General features: G+C 73.2%; 14 protein-coding genes, 1 tRNA gene and 1 pseudogene. 11 read left to right on the top strand and 5 right to left on the bottom strand.

The annotated features are described in order from the left end of the window. The first annotated feature begins 79 nt into the window (after positions 1–79). A complete protein-coding gene (locus AMK33_RS33925; RefSeq protein WP_073936853.1) occupies positions 80–1114 on the top strand; it encodes a LacI family DNA-binding transcriptional regulator in 1035 nt (344 codons plus the stop codon). 221 nt (positions 1115–1335) lie between these two features. Here AMK33_RS33925 and AMK33_RS33920 read toward each other — a convergent pair whose 3' ends face one another. Beyond that, positions 1336–2496 carry a Gfo/Idh/MocA family protein gene (locus AMK33_RS33920; RefSeq protein ID WP_073936852.1) on the bottom strand — a complete coding sequence of 387 codons (1161 nt, stop codon included), beginning with the start codon at positions 2494–2496 and terminating at the stop codon, positions 1336–1338. A 188-nt stretch (positions 2497–2684) separates the two neighbouring features. Here AMK33_RS33920 and AMK33_RS33915 point away from each other — a divergent pair, with 188 nt between their 5' ends. The 6 genes from AMK33_RS33915 to AMK33_RS33890 all read left to right on the top strand — a co-directional run bounded on the left by AMK33_RS33915 (position 2685) and on the right by AMK33_RS33890 (position 8382). Next, complete coding sequence (locus AMK33_RS33915; protein WP_073936851.1) at positions 2685–3335, top strand: GntR family transcriptional regulator; 651 nt, start codon at positions 2685–2687, stop codon at positions 3333–3335. A 48-nt stretch (positions 3336–3383) separates the two neighbouring features. Continuing rightward, positions 3384–4136, top strand: coding sequence for a PIG-L deacetylase family protein (locus tag AMK33_RS33910; RefSeq protein ID WP_073936850.1), 753 nt, complete (start codon positions 3384–3386; stop codon positions 4134–4136). Continuing rightward, positions 4133–4840 (top strand): 4-carboxy-4-hydroxy-2-oxoadipate aldolase/oxaloacetate decarboxylase, encoded by a 708-nt coding sequence (locus AMK33_RS33905; protein ID WP_073936849.1) that lies wholly within the window; start codon positions 4133–4135, stop codon positions 4838–4840. Before AMK33_RS33910 ends, AMK33_RS33905 begins: the two co-directional genes overlap by 4 nt. Continuing rightward, a complete protein-coding gene (locus AMK33_RS33900; RefSeq protein ID WP_235618273.1) occupies positions 4837–5952 on the top strand; it encodes a 4-oxalomesaconate tautomerase in 1116 nt (371 codons plus the stop codon). The genes AMK33_RS33905 and AMK33_RS33900 overlap by 4 nt, the downstream gene beginning before the upstream one ends. Next, on the top strand, positions 5933–6883 hold the full coding sequence (locus AMK33_RS33895; RefSeq protein WP_073936848.1) for a VOC family protein: 951 nt from the start codon (positions 5933–5935) through the stop codon (positions 6881–6883). Before AMK33_RS33900 ends, AMK33_RS33895 begins: the two co-directional genes overlap by 20 nt. A 173-nt stretch (positions 6884–7056) precedes the next feature. Continuing rightward, a complete protein-coding gene (locus AMK33_RS33890; protein WP_073936847.1) occupies positions 7057–8382 on the top strand; it encodes an MFS transporter in 1326 nt (441 codons plus the stop codon). 213 nt (positions 8383–8595) lie between these two features. Here AMK33_RS33890 and AMK33_RS44240 read toward each other — a convergent pair. Then, a pseudogene (locus tag AMK33_RS44240) lies at positions 8596–8682 on the bottom strand (cupin domain-containing protein); the annotation flags it as partial. Positions 8683–8854: 172 nt separating this feature from the next. Here AMK33_RS44240 and AMK33_RS43365 point away from each other — a divergent pair. Further along, the gene (locus AMK33_RS43365) at positions 8855–9046 is read left to right on the top strand and encodes a hypothetical protein (protein WP_073936846.1); all 192 of its coding nucleotides are present in this window, start codon (positions 8855–8857) and stop codon (positions 9044–9046) included. Positions 9047–9116: 70 nt separating this feature from the next. Here AMK33_RS43365 and AMK33_RS33875 read toward each other — a convergent pair whose 3' ends face one another. Beyond that, a complete protein-coding gene (locus tag AMK33_RS33875; RefSeq protein ID WP_073936845.1) occupies positions 9117–9695 on the bottom strand; it encodes a TetR/AcrR family transcriptional regulator in 579 nt (192 codons plus the stop codon). A gap of 355 nt (positions 9696–10050) precedes the next feature. On the opposite strand from AMK33_RS33875, the gene AMK33_RS33870 reads away from it, so the two are divergent. Together AMK33_RS33870 and AMK33_RS33865 are read left to right on the top strand one after the other, a co-directional pair. Next, positions 10051–11493 (top strand): MFS transporter, encoded by a 1443-nt coding sequence (locus AMK33_RS33870; RefSeq protein ID WP_073936844.1) that lies wholly within the window; start codon positions 10051–10053, stop codon positions 11491–11493. Positions 11494–11555: 62 nt separating this feature from the next. Beyond that, positions 11556–11629 (top strand) — tRNA-Pro (locus tag AMK33_RS33865). A 487-nt stretch (positions 11630–12116) separates the two neighbouring features. Here AMK33_RS33865 and absR1 read toward each other — a convergent pair. Further along, positions 12117–13202: a beta-glucuronidase AbsR1 gene (absR1, locus tag AMK33_RS33860; protein ID WP_073936843.1), complete on the bottom strand. Its 1086-nt coding sequence runs from the start codon at positions 13200–13202 to the stop codon at positions 12117–12119. Positions 13203–13300: 98 nt separating this feature from the next. On the opposite strand from absR1, the gene AMK33_RS33855 reads away from it, so the two are divergent. Continuing rightward, positions 13301–14992, top strand: coding sequence for a LuxR family transcriptional regulator AbsR2 (locus AMK33_RS33855; protein ID WP_073936842.1), 1692 nt, complete (start codon positions 13301–13303; stop codon positions 14990–14992). A 157-nt stretch (positions 14993–15149) separates the two neighbouring features. Here the strand turns inward: AMK33_RS33855 and AMK33_RS33850 are convergent, their stop codons facing one another. Then, the gene (locus AMK33_RS33850; protein ID WP_201263133.1) at positions 15150–17786 is read right to left on the bottom strand and encodes a CHAT domain-containing protein; all 2637 of its coding nucleotides are present in this window, start codon (positions 17784–17786) and stop codon (positions 15150–15152) included. Between the last annotated feature and the right edge of the window lie 27 nt (positions 17787–17813).

Raw genomic sequence — 17813 nt, 5'->3', positions numbered from 1 at the left:
CGCGGCTGATGTCATTCTTGTCAGTACAAACCCTTCGAACAACCAGCAGCAAGCCATCAAAAACCCCTCAGGAGCGGATGTGGGCCACCCCTTCCCGATCCGGGAAATCGCACGTCAGGCCGGGTTGAGCGAGGCCACGGTGGACCGGGTCCTCAACGGCCGGGGCGGAGTGCGGGAGAGCACCGCGCGGGAGGTGCACCGGGCGATCGCCGACCTGGACCGGCAGCGCACCCAGGTCCGGCTGGTCGGCCGGACGTTCATGGTGGACATCGTGATGCAGTCGCCGGAGCGGTTCTCCACCGCCGTCCGGGCCGCCCTGGAGGCCGAACTGCCCTCCCTGCACCCGGCGGTGGTCCGCTCCCGCTTCCACTTCCGGGAGACGGGCCCGGCGGGGGAGCTGGTCGCGGTCCTCGACCGGATCGGCCGGCGCGGCTCCCAGGGCGTGCTGCTCAAGGCGCCCGACGTTCCCGAGGTCACCGCGGCCGTCGGCCGGCTCGTGGCGGCCGGGGTTCCCGTGGTGACCCTGGTGACGGATCTGCCGGCGAGCGCCCGGATCGGGCATGTCGGCAGCGACAACCGGGCGGCGGGCGCGACCGCCGCCTACCTCATGGGGCAGTGGCTGGGTGACCGGCCCGGCAATGTGCTCACCAGTCTCTCCAGCGGCTCCTTCCGTAACGAGGAGGAGCGCGAGATGGGTTTCCGCAGCGTCATGCGCGCCCGGTGCCCTGGGCGAGCCCTTGTCGAGATCGCGGAGGGGCAGGGGCTGGACGCCACGCAGTACGACCTGGTCCGGGCCGCTCTGGAACGGGATCCGGGGATCCGCGCGGTCTACTCGATCGGTGGTGGCAACATCGCGACACTGCGGGCCTTCGAGGACGCGGGGCGGGAGTGCGCCGTGTTCGTCGCGCACGATCTCGATCACGACAACACCCGGTTGCTGCGGGAGCACCGGTTGTCCGCCGTGCTCCACCATGATCTGCGGCACGATCTGCGGGAGGCCTGCCACCTGGTGATGCGGGCGCACGGTGCCCTGCCGCCGGCCGGGCCGACCCTCCCCTCCGCAGTCCAGGTGGTGACCCCCTACAACATGCCGCCCCCGACGGTGGCAGGGTGACGGCCGTGGGTTGGGCCGAAGGGTTTCTCGCCCCCGCCGCCCCTTCCCGTCCCGTCCCTGGGGGCTTCGCCCCCAGACCCCCTTCGCGCAGTTCCCCGCGCCCCCAGAGGGGCGCGGGGAACTGCGCGGGCGACCATCCACCCACCCGCACGTCGGGGTAAAAGGGGCAGCGCCCCTTGAGGACGGGAACGGGAAGGGGCGGCGGGGGCGAGGAAAAAACGTCAGGGCACCTCCGGCGTCACCCAGGCCCCGCTCTCCGCCGACCGCGCCATCGCGTCCAGCACCGCCGCACTGCGCACGGCGTCCGCGAGCCCCGCCCCGTACGGAACCCCCTCCGCGACGGAGCGCAGAAACCGGTACGCCTCGATCACCTTCAGATCGTCGTACCCCATGGCGTTCGCCGCCCCCGGCTGGAACGCCCCGAACTCCCCGTGCCCCGGCCCGACATGGACCGTGCTGACGGGCTGGTCCTGGTAGCCGGTGCCCCGGCTGACGCCCAGTTCGTTCATCCGGCGGAAGTCCCAGAACACCGCCCCCTCGGTACCGTGCACCTCGAAGCCGTAGTTGTTCTGCTCGCCGACCGACACCCGGCAAGCCTCCAGCACCCCACGCGCGCCGGACGCGAACCGCAGCAGACAGCTGACGTAGTCCTCGTTCTCCACCGGACCGAGTTCGCCGCCGGCCGCGCGGGAGTGACCGGCCGTGGCGCCCACGGGACGGGCCCGCTCGGGCAGGAAGACCGCCGTGTCCGCGGTCAGCGAGGCGATGTCACCGAGCAGGAAACGCGCCAGGTCGGCGCCGTGCGAGGCCAGGTCGCCGAGCACCCCGCTGCCCCCGCGCTCCCGCTCGTAGCGCCAGGTCAGCGCGCCCTCCGGGTGAGCCGCGTAGTCGCTGAAGAGCCGGATGCGGACATGGGTGACCGTGCCGATCCCGCCGGAGGCGATCAGCTCGCGGGCCGCCTCCACGGCGGGCGCGTTGCGGTAGTTGAAGCCGACCGCCCCCTGGACCCCGGCCTTAGCGACCGCGTCCGCGACCGCGCGGGCGTCGTCCGCGCCCAGGCCCACCGGCTTCTCGATCCAGATGTGCTTGCCGGCCTCGGCCATCGCGACACCGATCTCGCGGTGCAGGAAGTTCGGCGCGGTGATGCTGACGGCCCGCACCCGGGGATCGGCGGCCACCTCCCGCCAGTCGCGGGTCGTCGAGGCGAACCCGAACTGCGCGGCGGCCTCCTCGGCCCGGCCCGGCACCTCCTCGGCGACCGTGACCAGCTCCGGACGCAGGGCGAGCTGCGGATAGTGGTGCCGCACGCGTGCGTACGCCTGGGTGTGCACCCGCCCCATCCAGCCGAATCCGACGACGGCGACACCCAGTGCGTCCACCATGAAAGCCTCTTTCCGGCCCGGTCCGTGTCCTGTCCGCTCACCTTCTGCGGGGATCCGGCGTCATGTCAACCTTTTGACAGGACAATCAATGCGCCGGGAGCGACACCCGCAATACGGCGAACAAAATTGTTGACAATCTTGTTTGGCTAGATTTACGTTCGACAGGCACTCACTCAGGGAGGGCAACCATGCCGAACCAAGCCCGTCCGGGCACCGGGGAGCAGGCCAGACAGCTTGCGCTCGGGCAGCTGCGGGAGGCGATCCTGCGCGGCGAGATGGCGCCGGCGCAGCGGCTGGTGGAGAACGAACTCGCCGAGCAGTTCGGCGTGACCCGGGCCAGCATCCGGGCCGCGCTGATCGAGCTGGAGTCCCAGGGGCTCGTGGAGCGGATCCGCAACCGTGGTTCACGGGTGCGGGTGGTGACCGTGGAGGAAGCGGTCGCCATCACCGAGTGCCGCCTGGTCCTCGAAGGGCTCTGCGCGGCGAAGGCGGCGGCCGCCGTCACCGACGCACAGGTCACCGAACTCGAGGACCTGGGCACGGCGATGCGCAAGGCCGTGGCCGACGGCGAACCGCTCACCTACTCGGAGCTCAACCACGAACTCCACGCCAGGATCCGGGAGTTCTCCGGCCAGGCGACGGCCGTGGAACTCCTGGAACGGCTCAACGCCCAACTGGTGCGGCACCGCTTCCAGCTGGCGCTGCGACCGGGGCGTCCGCAGCAATCCCTGAACGAGCATCTGGCCATGATCGAGACGATCGCGGCCAGGGACCCGCAGGCGGTCGAGGCGGCCGTCCGTGCCCACCTCACCAGCGTGATCGAGGCGCTGCGCGACTGACACACGCACCGGGGCGGGCGTCACCTGTCACCAAGGAGATCTTCAGTCATGACGCATGCCAACGCGCCCGCCGCCGTCCCGCGTTCGACGCTCGTCGTCACCGCGCACGCGGGGGACTTCGTGTGGCGGGCGGGCGGCGCCATCGCCCTGGCCGCCTCGCGCGGGGAGAAGGTCACCATCGCGTGCCTGACCTTCGGCGAGCGCGGTGAGTCGGCCAAGGCCTGGCGCGAGGGGAAGAAGCTGGAGGAGATCAAGGCGATACGCCGGGCGGAGGCCGAGAAGGCCGCCGCCACCCTCGGCGCCGAGGTCCGCTTCTTCGACGCCGGCGACTACCCGCTGACCGCCACCCCCGAACTGACCGACCGGCTCGTCGAGGTCTACCGCGCCACCCAGCCCGACGTCGTGCTGACCCACCCCGTCGAGGACCCGTACAACGGCGACCACCCGGCCGCCAACCGCATGGCACTGGAGGCCCGTGTCCTCGCCCAGGCCATCGGCTATCCGGGCGAGGGCGAGATCATCGGCGCCCCGCCCGTGTTCTACTTCGAGCCGCACCAGCCCGAGATGAGCGGCTTCAGGCCGGAGGTCCTGCTCGACATCACCGAGGTGTGGGAGACCAAGCGCGAGGCCATGGAGTGCCTCGGCGCCCAGCGGCACCTGTGGGACTACTACACCGACCTGGCCGTCCGCCGCGGCGTCCAGCTCAAGCGCAACGCGGGCCCCAACCTGGGCCTGCCGCACCGGACCATGGCCGAGGCGTTCATGCGCCCGTACCCGCAGATCGCGAAGGAGCTGGCATGAGCGGCGTCGTCGTCACCGACCCCCCGAAGGCCGACGCCGAGGACGTCGAGGCGCTCGCCGGGTACGGCGTGGCCACGATCAGCGAGGCCATGGGCCGCACCGGGCTGCTCGGACCGGGGATACGGCCGGTCCAGCAGGGCGTACGGGTCGCGGGCACCGCGGTCACCGTGCTCTCCTGGCCCGGCGACAACCTGATGATCCACGCCGCCGTGGAGCAGTGCGGCGAGGGCGACATCCTGGTCGTCACCACCACCTCCCCGTCCACCGACGGCATGTTCGGCGAACTGTTCGCCACCGCGCTGCGACGGCGCGGTGTGCGCGGCCTGATCATCAACGCGGGCATCCGCGACACGCAGGAGCTGCGCGAGATGGGCTTCGCCGCCTGGTCCCGGGCGGTCTCCGCGCAGGGCACGGTGAAGGCCACCGGCGGCTCGGTGAACGTGCCGGTCGCCGTCGACGGGCAGGTGATCCGCCCCGGTGACGTGATCGTCGCCGACGACGACGGCGTGGTGGTCGTCCCCCGTGAGCAGGCGAGGCGGACGGCCGAGGCGTCCGAGGCGCGGGAGAGCAAGGAGGCCGCCTCCCGCGCGGCCTTCATCGAGGGCCAACTCGGCCTGGACCGATACGGGTTGCGCGAGAAGCTGAGGCAACTGGGCGTGACCTACCAGTCGTACGACGAGTACGCGGCCGGGGAGCGGCCGTGACCGGCTCCGACGGGGTGCGCTGCATGCTGATGCGCGGCGGCACCTCCAAGGGCGGCTACTTCCTGGCCGACGACCTGCCCGCCGATCCCGCCGAACGTGACGCCCTGCTGCTGCGGATCATGGGCAGCCCCGACCCGCGCCAGATCGACGGCCTGGGCGGCGCCCACCCGCTGACCAGCAAGGTCGCCGTGGTCTCCCGCTCGGCCGACCCGGACGCGGACGTCGACTACCTGTTCCTCCAGGTCGCCGTGGACACGCCCGAGGTCACCGACCGGCAGAACTGCGGCAACATCCTCGCCGGAGTGGGCCCGTTCGCCGTCGAGCGCGGGCTGGTGGCCGCCGGGGACGACGAGACGTCCGTACGCATCCGCATGCTCAACACCGGCGAACGCGCCGTCGCGACCTTCCCGACGCCGGGCGGGCGCGTCGACCACACCGGCACCGCCGGGATATCCGGGGTGCCGGGCACGGCCGCCCCGGTCGTCATCGAGTTCCCGCAGGGCGAGGGCCCGCTGCTGCCCACCGGCAACGCCCGCGACACGATCGCCGGTACCGAGGTGACCTGCGTCGACAACGGCATGCCGGTGGTGCTGATCCCGGCGGCGGCGCTGAAGGTCACCGGGTACGAGACGCCCAAGGATCTGGAAGAGGACGTGAGTCTCGCCGAGCGCCTCAAGGAGATCCGGCTGGCGGCCGGGCACCTGATGGGTCTCGGGGACGTCGAGGGTGCCACCGTGCCCAAGCTGACCCTGCTCGCCCCGCCCCGGCACGGCGGCGCGGTCACCACCCGCACCTTCATCCCGGTGCGCTGCCACACCTCCATCGGTGTCCTGGGCGCCGCGAGCGTGGCGGCCGGACTGCGCGTCCCGGGCGGGGTGGGGGAGGGAATCGCGCGACTCCCCGGGTCCGGCGACCGGGTACGCGTCGAACACCCCACCGGTTTCCTGGAGGTCGATGTCCACGTCGACCCCGGCTCCGCCGTGGTCCGCCGCACCGCCGTCGTACGCACCGCGCGCAAGATCTTCGACGGCACCGTCTTCCCCCGGTCCGCCGAGACGGCACCGATCCCCGCACAACGCCCTGGAGGCACCCATGACTCCGCCGCTCGGTGACATCGCCCATGTCGGCCACGCCCAGCTCTTCACGCCCGACCTGGACGCCAGCGTCGCCTTCTTCACCGACTACCTCGGCCTGACCGTCAACGGCCAGGACGGCGACACCGTCTACCTGCGCACCTACGACGACTACGAACACCACAGCCTGGTCCTCACCGCCCGCGAACGGCCCGGCCTCGGCCGGCTCGCGCTGCGCACCTCCAGCGAGGAGGCGCTGCAGCGCCGGGTGGCGGCCCTGGAAGCGGCGGGCCGGTCCGGGAAGTGGGTCGAGGACGAGCCCGGCATCGGCAGGCTCTACCTCACCGCCGACCCCGACGGCCACGAGCACGCCCTGTACTGGGAGAGCGAGCACTACCGGGCGCCCGACGAACTGCGGCCGGCGCTGAAGAACCAGCCGCAGGCCAGGCCCAACCGGGGCGTCGGCGTACGCCGCCTCGACCACGTCAACTTCCTCGCCGCCGACGTGCTCGCCAACGCCGAGTTCCAGGAACAGCTCCTCGGCGCCCGGCCCACCGAGCAGATCCGGCTCGACTCCGGGAAGATCGCCGCCCGTTGGCTGACCTTCACCGACAAGTCGTACGACGTCGTCTACACCGAGGACTGGACCGGTTCCTCCGGGCGGCTGCACCACATCGCCTTCGCGGCCGACACCCGTGAGGACATCCTGCGCGCCGCCGACCTCGCCATCGACACCGGCGTGTTCATCGAGACGGGCCCGCACAAGCACGCCATCCAGCAGACGTTCTTCCTCTACGTCTACGAGCCCGGCGGCAACCGCATCGAGCTGTGCAACCCGCTCACCCGCCTGGTGCTGGCGCCCGACTGGCCGCTGGTCACCTGGACCGAGGCGGAGCGGGCCAAGGGGCAGGCCTGGGGCCTGAAGACCATCGCGTCGTTCCACACCCACGGCACACCGCCGACCGCCTGACGAGGACCGCACACCGGGGGGTGGGTCGCGCACACATGTGTGCGCGACCCACCCCCCAAATTGTCGCTGTGATTGTCAACAAAAGTGTTGACACTGAGTGAGCGGGGTCCTTAGCGTCGCCCCATCACACGTCCCCTCCAGGGAAACTCCTCCTGGACGAGAGGAAAACAACGATGTCCTCCTCCTCCGCGCTGTCCGCCCGCGGCAGCAGACTGGCCCTGCTGGTCGTCGGCCTGTGCTGGCTCGCCGTCCTCTTCGACGGCCTGGACATGTTCATCTACGGCTCGGTGCTGCCCCACATGCTCGAGGAGAAGGCCCTCGGCATCACCTCGGCCCAGGCCGGTGACCTCGGCAGCTACGCCACCTTCGGCATGCTCGTCGGCGCGCTGGCCGCGGGGACGGTCGCCGACCGCATCGGCCGCAAGAAGCTGATGGTCTCCTGCGTCACGCTCTTCTCGCTGGCCTCCGGCCTCTGTGCGGTCTCCAACGGCGTCGCCGTCTTCGGCCTCGGCCGGACCCTCGCCGGCATCGGCCTCGGCGGCCTGCTCCCCACCGCGATCAGCATGGTCTCCGACTACGCCCCGCGCGCTCGCGCCGCCCTCACCATCGGCCTGCTGATGACCGCCCACCACGCCGGCGGCATCCTCTCCGCCTACGTGGCCCTGTGGATCGTCGAGCCACTCGGCTGGCGTGCCGCCTTCTGGGTCTGTGTGGTTCCGCTGCTCTTCGTCCCCGTGCTCGCCCGGTTCCTGCCCGAGTCGCTGAGCTTCCTGGTCGCCCGCGGCCGCACGGAGGAGGCCCGCGCGCTGGCCGGCCGCTACGACGTCGAGCTGCCCGCCGCCAAGGACCGGACCGCCGCCGGCGCCCCCTGGGCCAACCTGCTCAACCTGTTCCGCGGCGGCGAGTGGGTCCAGACCCTGCTGTACTGGCTGGCCTCCTTCGGCGGCCTGCTCCTCGTCTACGGCGTCGCCACCTGGCTGCCCACCCTGATGCGCAGCGAGGGCTACGAACTCGGCTCCGCGCTCACCTTCGTCGTGCTGTTCAACCTCGGCGGCATCGTGGGCATGCTGGTCGCAGGCCGGGCCTCCGACCGCTTCGGCGCCCCGCGCATCTCGGCGATCTGGTTCGCGCTGACCGCCGGCGGCGTCTTCCTGCTCAGCGTCCACATGCCGCTGACGCTGACCTTCGTGGTCGTCTTCCTCACCGGCGTGTTCCTCAACAGCGCCCAGACGATGATCTACGCGACCGTGTCCATCGGCTCCGCCCCCGCCAACCGGGCCACGGCGGTCGGCTGGACCTCCGGCATGGGCCGCTTCGGCGCGGTCTTCGGACCGTGGCTGGGCGGCCAGTTGCTCGCCGCGGACAAGGGCGACTGGGGCTTCACGGCCTTCGCCATGGCCGGCGCGGCGTCGATGGTCTTCATCGGCATCGCCGCGCTGCGGACCGCGCGGTCGGAGCGGCGGGACGGCGAGCCGCGGCAGCTGGTCGCCACCGGCTGATTCCGGCTCCCGTCGCGCAGTTCCCCGCATCCCCGGGGAACTGCGCGCGGCTGTTTCGGGGGCCGCTCGGTCGCGGCCCATCCGGTCCTCGTCCGACAGGTGCTCCACCGTCCTGCCCGTCTCCGTGAACGTCCGGGTCACCGGCCCCGAGGAGCACACCCACAGGATGCGCGGCGGGGTGTCGCCGACATTGCGGAACAGGTGCGGGACGGGGGAGGGGACGTACGTGGTGTCGTACCGCTCCAGCCTCGTCACCTCGCCGCCGACCCACACCTCCGCCTCACCGTCGAGGACCGTCACGTGCTCGTCGCGGGCGTGTCCCTCGCGTTTGAGCTGATCACCGGCGTGCTGGTCGGCGCACCGATCTTCCACTCCGACGACCCGGCCGGGCGCGAACACCGTCAGAACGCCCTGCTCGTCGCCCTCGACCCGGCCGCCTTCGGCGGCGGCACGGCGGACTTCACCGCGGACCGTGGACGACACCCCGGCCACGCTCAAGGGTCTGCCGGTCGCGGAGGGCACCGACGGCGTGTTCTGTCCCGGTGTCCCCCGAACGGCCGTGGCGGCCGAGCGGGAGACACCGGTGGTGCCGAAGGTGTGGCGCGAGCTGAACGAGAGCGCCGCACGGCTGGGCGTCACGCCCCCGCCGACGGGACGCCACTGACCGCGCACCACCTGACAAGACCGCGGGGCGGCCCCGGGGGAGGAGGGGCCGCCCCGCGGTGCGTGGCGGCTCAGCGCTCGGTGCGTACCCCGTCCAGGGCGACGGTCAGGACCCGGTCGCGCTGGGCGTCGTCGGCGAAGTTCGTCGCGGTGATCCCGGCGACCATCCGCAGCAGGTCGTCGAAGGCGATGTCGCCCCGCGCCCGTCCGGCCTGCTGCGCCCGCTCGAACAGCGGACCGCCCGCCGCGTACATCGACTCCCGGCACACCTGGAAGATCTCCGACTCGCCGTCCAGCGCCTCCCGGATGGCGCGCTTGGTGACCGTGTAGTCCACGAACCGGCGCAGCCACGCCGTCAGCGCCTCCCACGGCTCCCGACCGGCGACCTCCTCGGCGTACCGGCAGAGGTCGTTCACCTCGCCCGCGTAGACGCTCTCGAACAGGTTCCGGCGAGTCGGGAAGTTGCGGTAGAGGGTGCCGATGCCGACGCCCGCGCGGCGCGCCACGTCCTCCAGGGAGGCCTCCGAGCCGTGCTCGGCGAACGCCTCGCGGGCCGCGGCCAGCAGGGCGTCGTAGTTGCGGGCGGCGTCCTTGCGGTGCGGTCGCCGGGACGCCACGATCTCGCTGACGGGGAACGGCTGGGCGGTCACGGCTGCCTCCCGGACAGAACTCGGATTGAAACGGAGGGGTGCCTCCGCTACAGTGGAGGGGTACCTCCACTTTAGCAGTGCGGGGTGCGATCGCCGTGGACGCGTGCGGCCGCACGCGTCCACGGGCGCTTCGGCACCCCTACCCCCTTGCTCCCGTACCTCCGCGCACGACCTCCCTCACGGGCCCTGCGCCAGGCGCACCGCCCCCGTCCCGTGCCTACGTTCCGCGACCGCCTCCCGCGGCCGCCGGAGTGCCCGATGCCGCCCGCGTGCCGCACCGGCCCGCACCCGGCCGCCGCGGCACGCCGACCGCGGAACGACGGCCGCACCCTGTTCGGATTCGGAGAGGCTCTCCATGCCCCGCTCGTCCACCCGCCTCACCTTCGCGGTCCTCGCGACCGGTGCCGGCGTGTTCTCCATGCTGCAGTCGCTGATCGCGCCGGCCCTGCCGACCGTCCAGCACGCGCTGCACACCTCGCAGTCCACCGCGACCTGGGTGATGACCGCGTACCTGCTGTCCGCCTCGGTGTTCACCCCGGTCCTCGGCCGCGTCGGCGACCTGATCGGCCGCAAGCGGACCCTCGTCGGCGTCCTCGTCACCGTGGCGATCGGCTGTCTGCTCGCCGCCCTCGCGCCGACCATCGGCGTCCTCATCCTCGCCCGGGTCGTCCAGGGCGTCGGCGGCGCCCTGTTCCCGCTCTCCTTCGGCATCATCCGCGACGAGTTCCAGGCCTCCGAGGTGAGCGGCAGCATCAGCAACCTGTCCGCCGTGATCGCCGCCGGCGGTGGCGTCGGCATGGTGGCGGCGGGCCCGATCGTCACCGCACTCGACTACCGCTGGCTGTTCTGGATCCCCGTGGCCGTCGTCGCGGTGACCACCCTGATTGCCCTGCGCTACATACCCGAGTCCCCCAACCGCTCCGAAGGCAGCGTCAGTTGGACGGGCGCCGGGCTCCTCTCGGCCTGGCTGGTGGCCCTGCTGCTGCCGCTCAGCCAGGCCGGCAGCTGGGGCTGGGGCTCCGCCCGCGTCCTCGGACTCCTCGGCGCCGCCGTCGTCCTGTTCGCGCTGTGGCTGTACGCCGAGTCCCGCTCCCGCAGTCCGCTGATCGACCTGCGTGTCATGCGGCTGCCCGCCGTGTGGACCACCAACACGGCCGCACTGCTCTTCGGCGCCGGCATGTACGCCATCTGGTCCTTCCTCCCCGGTTTCGTGCAGACCCCGGACTCGGCGGGCTACGGCTTCGGCGCGAGCGTCACCGCCGCCGGGCTGCTGATGCTGCCCATGCTGGTCGCGATGTTCCTCTCCGGGGTGCTCAGCGGCCGGCTGGAGCCGGTCGTGGGCGCCAAGGCGCTCCTGACGGCCGGCGCCGCGCTCGGCTCGCTCGCCTGCGCCATCCTCGCCCTCTGGCACGGCCGGCAGTGGCAGATCGCCCTGGCCGCGGGCGTGTTCGGCCTCGGTATCGGACTGGCCTTCGCCGCCATGGCCAACCTCATCGTCGGCAGCGTCCCCGTCGACCAGACCGGCGCCGCGACCGGCATGAACGCCAACATCCGCACCATCGGCGGCTCCATCGGCGCCGCGATCACCAGCGTCCTGGTCACCGGCCGGCTCCAGCCCTCGGGCCTGCCGTACGAGTCCGGCTACACCCGGGGCTTCGCCCTGCTCGCCGTACTCTGCCTCGCGGCAGCGGGCGCGGCCCTCCTGGTCCCGGCCCGCCGCACCACCCGCCCGGCCTCCCCCTCCGCACAGCCGGCCATTCCGGGACCAAAGCCCGCGGCCTCCGCCGTACGCGGCTGACCCGCGTCCCGATGCGGTACTGTTGACCTGCGAGATCACGCGGTCCACCGCGCGAACCGCATCGGGACGTGGCGCAGCTTGGTAGCGCACTTGACTGGGGGTCAAGGGGTCGCAGGTTCAAATCCTGTCGTCCCGACAGTGCGATGTCCCAGGACATCGGAACGGCTCCGAACCCACTGGGTTCGGAGCCGTCGTCGTTGTGGGCCCGGTGGGTGGCCGCGCCCCGCGCTGCTTGCGCCGTCTTTCTCCCTGACGCAAGAAGAGCCGGCCGAACGGTCCGGCATGTCCGTCGACGTCATCCGTGCTGCTGGGCGACCCGTCGGCGGTCTCCTCGACGGACGGGAACGACGGGCCGCGCTTTGCGGCGGTGCGCCGCGCCGTCATCGAGCCGGACCGCACGATCGCCGCGTTCGACGGCGGCATGCCAGTGGAGGCACCGCGGTCTGCACCCAGTTCAAGCGGTGCCGGAGAAGACCGGCAGCCAGGGCCGCCCGCCTGCCCGCCGGAGATTTCCGGACCGTACCCCCACAACACCGGCCGGGGACGTCACCCTCCCCCGAAGGTGACGTCCCCGGCCGCTCCCCCGGCGCCGGAAATGGCTCTGGTGTGTGCGGTCGGTGCCGTCACCAGCACATGACCGCCGTCTCGCCCGGACCCCACGCGGAGTACAGGCGGACCCGGACGTAATAGCGGCGGCCCTTGACCAGCCGGGCCGTGACGGCCGCGTTGTGCGCGGTCCCCCCGTCGTCGTGGCCGGCGAGGAAGCGGGGCTCCCCGTCCCGCTCCTCGAACAGCACGACGACCCGGTCGGCCTCGCCGAAGGTGCCCACCGTGTAGTCGCGGGTCTCCGGCGGATCGACACGGAAGTCCGCCTGCTCACCGGGGCCCAGACCCAGCGGCACCGAACGGAACGGCACCAGCGGCGGCGGCAGCGGCGGATCGGCCGGCGGGTACCGGCGGAGCACGAACTCCTTGTCGGCGGGGGAGAGGGTGCCGGGCGGATGCACACCCCCGTGGTACTGCTCCGGCTCCAGGACCAGCCCCGGCGGCAACGCGTACTGCATGATCGACTGCGGGTCCCAGACGGAGCCGTTGGCCTCGTCCGGGCCGAGCCTGCGCAGGATGTTGTGGTACGTCCTGTCCCGGCTCCAGTGGTTCGGCGGACCCGCCAGCTCGGCGTACACGGCCTCGTCGTCCCAGTGGATACCGGCGTACGGGCTCTGGTGCTCGTGCAGCATTCCCAGCGCGTGCCCGATCTGGTGCAGGGCCGTGGCGCGTTCACCCGGTGCGGTCAGGTCCCAGCCGAAGTTCATGGTGCGCTCGTGCACGCCGACCCGGAGCGCGTCCCTGCCCACGGCCGACCAGGAGCCGTCACCGAGCTGGAACCCGATGCGCAGCTCCGCCTCGGTGCGGTCGCGGACCTCGGTGAACGTCAGGCCCGGCCCGAGCCCCCGCCACTCCTCGAAGCACTCGCGCACCACGTCCTGCTGCTCCTCGGCCCCGCCCCACGGAACCCACCGGGTCCGCCCGGTTCCGGGCACGGCGATCTCCGACCCCGCGGTGTCGTCGCCGAAGAAGCAGTAGTGCAGCACGGTGCCGTCGACCCACAGCCGCCGCCCGCCGATCAACGCGCCGAGCCGCTCGGCGGCCAGGCCCGGCGGATACGCGGGGGCCGGCTGCGGCGGCAGCGAGCAGTGGCGGACGGTCATGGATCACAGGCTGCCGTGCCGCCGCTCCGGGCGCCTGAGTCGGGGTCTGCTCAAGTCGCCCTGTATCAGGCTTGAGTATCCGTGCTCCTGTTCTTGTGATGACCTTGCGACGCGATGCCACCGGTCCGTACGAGAAGGACGCGACGACACTGCGAACGCCCTGGCCGTTCACCGGCCGGGAGGACGAACTCGACCTGGTACGGCGCTCGCTGACCGGCGCGGGGCGAGGCCTCGTGGTGACCGGACCGGCGGGACGGGGCAAGACCCGCCTCGTCACCGAGGCCGTACGGGGTACCGACTGCGCCCGTGTCACCGGGACGCCGGGGACCCGCCACCTGCCCTTCGCCGCCTTCGCCCCGCTGCTGCCCGAGCCCGCCACCCTGCACCTCGCACTGCGTCAACTGTCCGGTGTGCGCACGCTGTTCGTCGACGACGCCCATCTGCTCGACGACGCCTCCGCCGCCCTGGCCCACCAGCTCGCCGTACACGGACGCACCCGGTTGCTGATCGTCGTCACCGACGGCGAACCGGTGCCCGCCGCCGTGTCCCGGCTGTGGACCGGGGAACTGCTGCCCCGGCTCGCCCTGCCACCGCTGCCCCGGGAGGACACCGCGCGGCTGCTCGCGGCGGGCGCGGGCCCCACCCCTGAGCCACTCACCGCGAACCGGCTGCACCGGCTGTGCGACGGGGACCTGCGGCTGCTGCGCGACCTGTCGGACGCGGTGCGCGAACACGGCCGGCCCACCGAGGTCCCGGGCACCTGGGAAGGGCGGGGCCCGCTGCCCCTGACCCCGGCCGTACGCGAACGCACCGCCCACCTCCTGGACCGCGCCCGCCCCGAGGACCGCGAGACCCTCGACCGCCTCGCCTTCGCCGAACCCCTGCCGCTCGACGGCGACGGCCCCGACCTCACCGTCCTGGAACGCCTGGAGACCGCGGGCCTGGTCCACGTCGACGACCACGGCGGTATCCGCCTCGCCCACCCCCTGCACGGCCCGGTCCTGCGGGCCACCGCCGGCCGGCTGCGCGCCCGCCGCCTCGCCCGCACACCCGAGGACTGCGCCCCCGCCCTGGCCGCCGAGTCGGCGGAACTGACCCGGCGGATCGAACGGGCCGACGTGACGGCGGACTCGGCGCCCGTCGGGGACTGGCTCGTGGGCGAGGGGACACCGGTCCCCGCCGGGTACGCGGCCCTGCGCGCCCGGTACGCGCGGCTGCGCGGCGCACTGCGGGAGGCGGCCGCATGGGCACGCGAGGGCCTGCGCACCGCCCCCGCCGACCCGTCCTGCCGCACCGAACTCACCCTCGCGGAAGGGACCCCCGAGGCGTACGGCGACCCGTACGACGCCGTACGCCTCGGCACCCCCGCGCGTGCCGCCGGCCGGCTCACCGGCGTCTTCGCCGACCACGCCGACGCCCTCGCACGGGCCGACGGGCCCGCACTGGACCGGGTGGGCGAGGAGTTCGAGCGACGGGGCTTCCTGCTGTTCGCCGCGGAGGCGCACGCGCAGGCGGTCTCCGCCCACCGGGAACCGCACGCAGCCCGCACCGCGCGCACGCGTGCGGTCGCTCTCGCCCGCCGCTGCGAGGGTGCCCGCACGCCGGCGCTTGCGGGCCTTGCTTTCGGTGAACTCACCGCCCGTCAGCGGCAGATCGTCGCGCTGGCCGCGGAGGGGCTGAGCAATCGGCAGATCGCGGAACGCCTCACCCTTTCCGTTCGCACGGTCGGAAATCACCTGTACGGGGCGTACACCCGGCTGGGGGCCACCTTGCCCCGCCAGATCGCCTGACAGCTCGGGGGACCTGTTTCGTCGGCGGCTGCGGGTGGGTCGTGGCTGGTCGCGCAGTTCCCCGCGCCCCTTGAGGTGGGTCAGCTGCACCCCCCTCATAGGGGCGCGGGGAACTGCGCGAGCAACCACCGACCACCCGCAGCCTCCCACGGAGGGATCATGCCGCCCCGAACGCGGTGAAGGCCCACCCCGTCGCCCTATGCACCGCATCGGCCGGAAGCCCGGCACGCGCATCGCGCAAGGCCTCCGCCAAGGAGAGCCCCGTACCAAGGGCTTCATGGAGGGCCACCATGAGGGGGACGACCGCCGCATCGTTGACAGGGGCGCTGCACGCCACCACCCCCGCCGTACCCAGCGGCAGCAACGCCGTCACCAGGCCGAGGAGTTCGTCCGCGCCCACCGTGGCGAACCGCGCGGTGTCGCAGCAGGACAGGATGATGCGGTACGGGCTGCGGTCCAGCCGCTCGAAGTCGTGGACGATCAGCGGCCCGTCGGCCATCCGCAGGGAGGAGAACAGCGGGCCGTCCGCGCGGAACGCGCCGTGCGCGGCGATGTGCGCCAGCCCTGCCCCGTCCAGCTCCCGCAGCACGCGCGGCACCGTCGCGTCGTCGTCCTCCAGGACGGTCGCGCCGCCGTAGCGGCCGGCCAGCTCGGGCACCTCCGCGCCGCCCGTCGCGAGCCCCGGACCGCGCACCAGCACCTGGCGGCCCCCGGGCGGCGGCGCCGTCTCCTTCGCGCGCAGCCAGCTGCTCGCCGACGGCGACACGCTCAGCACCCGCTCCCGCAGCGAGGGCAGCAGCGCCCACGGCACCCGGTGCAGCCGCCCCGGCGGCACGATCACCACCGGGCCGTCACCGAGGTGCGCCGCGGCCGGACCCAGCAGCAGCTCCTCCAGCCGGCGGCCCGCGGCCTCCACCACCGGCAGCCGCGCCTGCGCCCCCGGGTGGGCCAGCCGCCGCAGCCCCGCCTGTACGTGCTCGGCCTCGGTCTCCGCCGCCGCCAGCAGCCCCGCCTCGAACCGCCGTACCCTGCCCTGCCCGCACAGCAGCACCTGCACCCGCCCGTCGAGCACGGCGAGTTCCACGAGCTGTCCGTCGTCGTTGTCGCCCAGCCGCGCGAGCAGCCGGCCGACGTCGAAGCGGTCACCGCCGTCGGGGACCTCACCGCGCATGTGCAGCGTCCGGGAGCGGATCTCCCGTTCGAGGCGCCGCTGTTCGCGCTCCAGCGCCGGCACGGGCTTGCCCTCCATGCGGGCCTCCTCCGCGCGGGCGGCGATCTCCCGGTAGGCGGTCATGCCGCTGAGCAGCGCCGGATCGGCCGGCGGCCGGGTGGGCGGCGTGGACAGCGCGGTGGCCCGCCAGCGTTCGCTCCACACCAGCAGCCGCCGCGGCCCGCCCGAGACCAGACTGGCCTGCTGGGCGAGGGCGGCCAGCTCCGCGCCCTGCGCGGTGGCGCGGGCCCGCAGCTCCGAGGCGCCCAGCGTCATCCGGTGGTCGTCGAGCACGTCGAGACCGCGCCGGCAGGCCTCCAGTACGCCCCGCGCGGAACCGGCGGCCTGCGCGCGCAGCGCCTGCGCCGCCCAGCCCGTCATCCGCGCGAGCGGCGGCCCGCCGCGTCTGCTCCGCGCGGCGACCGCCAGATGCCGCTCCGCGTCCGCCGTCCAGCCCAGGTCCAGCGCGATCCGGCCCGCGAGCAGCGACGCCTCAGGGGCGGCCGGGGCGCCGAGCGCGGCCAGCCGCTCCGCCACCGCCGCCGCGTCCGCGACCAGCCGGCCCGAACCGCGCCCGGCCGCGTGCCGGGCCCCGATCAGCACCAGCCGCGCGTGCGTCTCCCACCAGGTGCGCCGCTGCCCCGCGAACAGCCGCACCGCGAGCGCCGCGCGGGCGATCGCCGTCTGTGGCTCGCCGGCCAGCCGGGCCGCCCGCGCGGCGGCCAGCAGCAGCTCCGCCTTGCGCGTGGACTGCCCGCCGATCCCGTCCAGCGCCCGGAGCGCCGCGTCCGCCTCGGCCAGCGCCTCCGCGGCGAGACCGGCCGCCATCAGCACCTCGCAGCGCCGGATGTCCAGCATGAACGTCGGCGTGCCGAGCTTGGCGTACCGCTCCTCCGCCTCGTCGAGCAGCCGCAGCGCCGCCGGGACGTCGCCCGCGCGGAACGCGGCCAGCCCCCGGCTCTCCACCGCGTCCGCCTTGTCGTGCTCCTGGCCTGTGGTGTCCCACAGCGCCTCGGCCGCCGTGAAGTCGGCGTTCGCCCGCTCCACCGAACCCAGCGCCAGATGCACCGTCGCCCGCAGCGTCAGCGCCCGCGCCGTCCAGATCACGTCCTCGGCCTGCCGCAGTACGGGAATGGCCCGCCGTACGTCCTCCAAGGCCTCCTTGTGATGGCCCAGCACCCACCACGAGTACGCCCGGCGGAACAGCACCCGCGCGCGGGTGTGTCCGGTGCCGCGCTCGACGCCCCGCCGCAGCGCGTCCATGCCCTGCCGGGTGCGCCCCGCGTGCACCAGTGCGACCCCCAGCGTGGCGAGGACGTCCGCCTCCCGCTCGGCCGAGTCCGCGCGGGCCGCCCAGGACCGGGCCCGACGCAGATGGGTCAGGGCCAGCCGCATGTCGCCGAAGTCCCGCTGCCAGATGCCGATCACCTGATGGGCGACGGAGGCGTGCAGGGGCGGTGGACGGCCGCCCAGCACCTCTTCCGCCCTCGCCAGCGCCTCACCCGGGGCGGCGAACACCATCGGCAGCAGTTCCAGCACCGTGTCGCTTCCCGCTGTCACCCCACGATGGTAGTGGTCCGTCATCACGCCTCACAGGTGTGACGTTGTATC

The organism is Streptomyces sp. CB02400, from assembly GCF_001905725.1.
In the GTDB taxonomy this organism is placed as follows: domain Bacteria; phylum Actinomycetota; class Actinomycetes; order Streptomycetales; family Streptomycetaceae; genus Streptomyces; species Streptomyces atrovirens.
Note: the sequence above shows the minus strand (reverse complement) of the source record. Positions and strands in the feature narration are given on the sequence as shown.

Bases quoted from the DNA above. Each gene is read 5' to 3' on its own strand.
- AMK33_RS33850 (WP_201263133.1), bottom strand. From the start codon at position 17,786: ATGACGGACCACTACCATCGTGGGGTGACAGCGGGAAGCGACACGGTG.
- AMK33_RS33915 (WP_073936851.1), top strand. From the start codon at position 2,685: ATGCCGAACCAAGCCCGTCCGGGCACCGGGGAGCAGGCCAGACAGCTT.
- AMK33_RS33855 (WP_073936842.1), top strand. From the start codon at position 13,301: ATGACCTTGCGACGCGATGCCACCGGTCCGTACGAGAAGGACGCGACG.
- AMK33_RS33920 (WP_073936852.1), bottom strand. From the start codon at position 2,496: ATGGTGGACGCACTGGGTGTCGCCGTCGTCGGATTCGGCTGGATGGGG.
- AMK33_RS33870 (WP_073936844.1), top strand. From the start codon at position 10,051: ATGCCCCGCTCGTCCACCCGCCTCACCTTCGCGGTCCTCGCGACCGGT.
- AMK33_RS33890 (WP_073936847.1), top strand. From the start codon at position 7,057: ATGTCCTCCTCCTCCGCGCTGTCCGCCCGCGGCAGCAGACTGGCCCTG.
- AMK33_RS33910 (WP_073936850.1), top strand. From the start codon at position 3,384: ATGACGCATGCCAACGCGCCCGCCGCCGTCCCGCGTTCGACGCTCGTC.
- absR1 (WP_073936843.1), bottom strand. From the start codon at position 13,202: ATGACCGTCCGCCACTGCTCGCTGCCGCCGCAGCCGGCCCCCGCGTAT.
- AMK33_RS33895 (WP_073936848.1), top strand. From the start codon at position 5,933: ATGACTCCGCCGCTCGGTGACATCGCCCATGTCGGCCACGCCCAGCTC.
- AMK33_RS33905 (WP_073936849.1), top strand. From the start codon at position 4,133: ATGAGCGGCGTCGTCGTCACCGACCCCCCGAAGGCCGACGCCGAGGAC.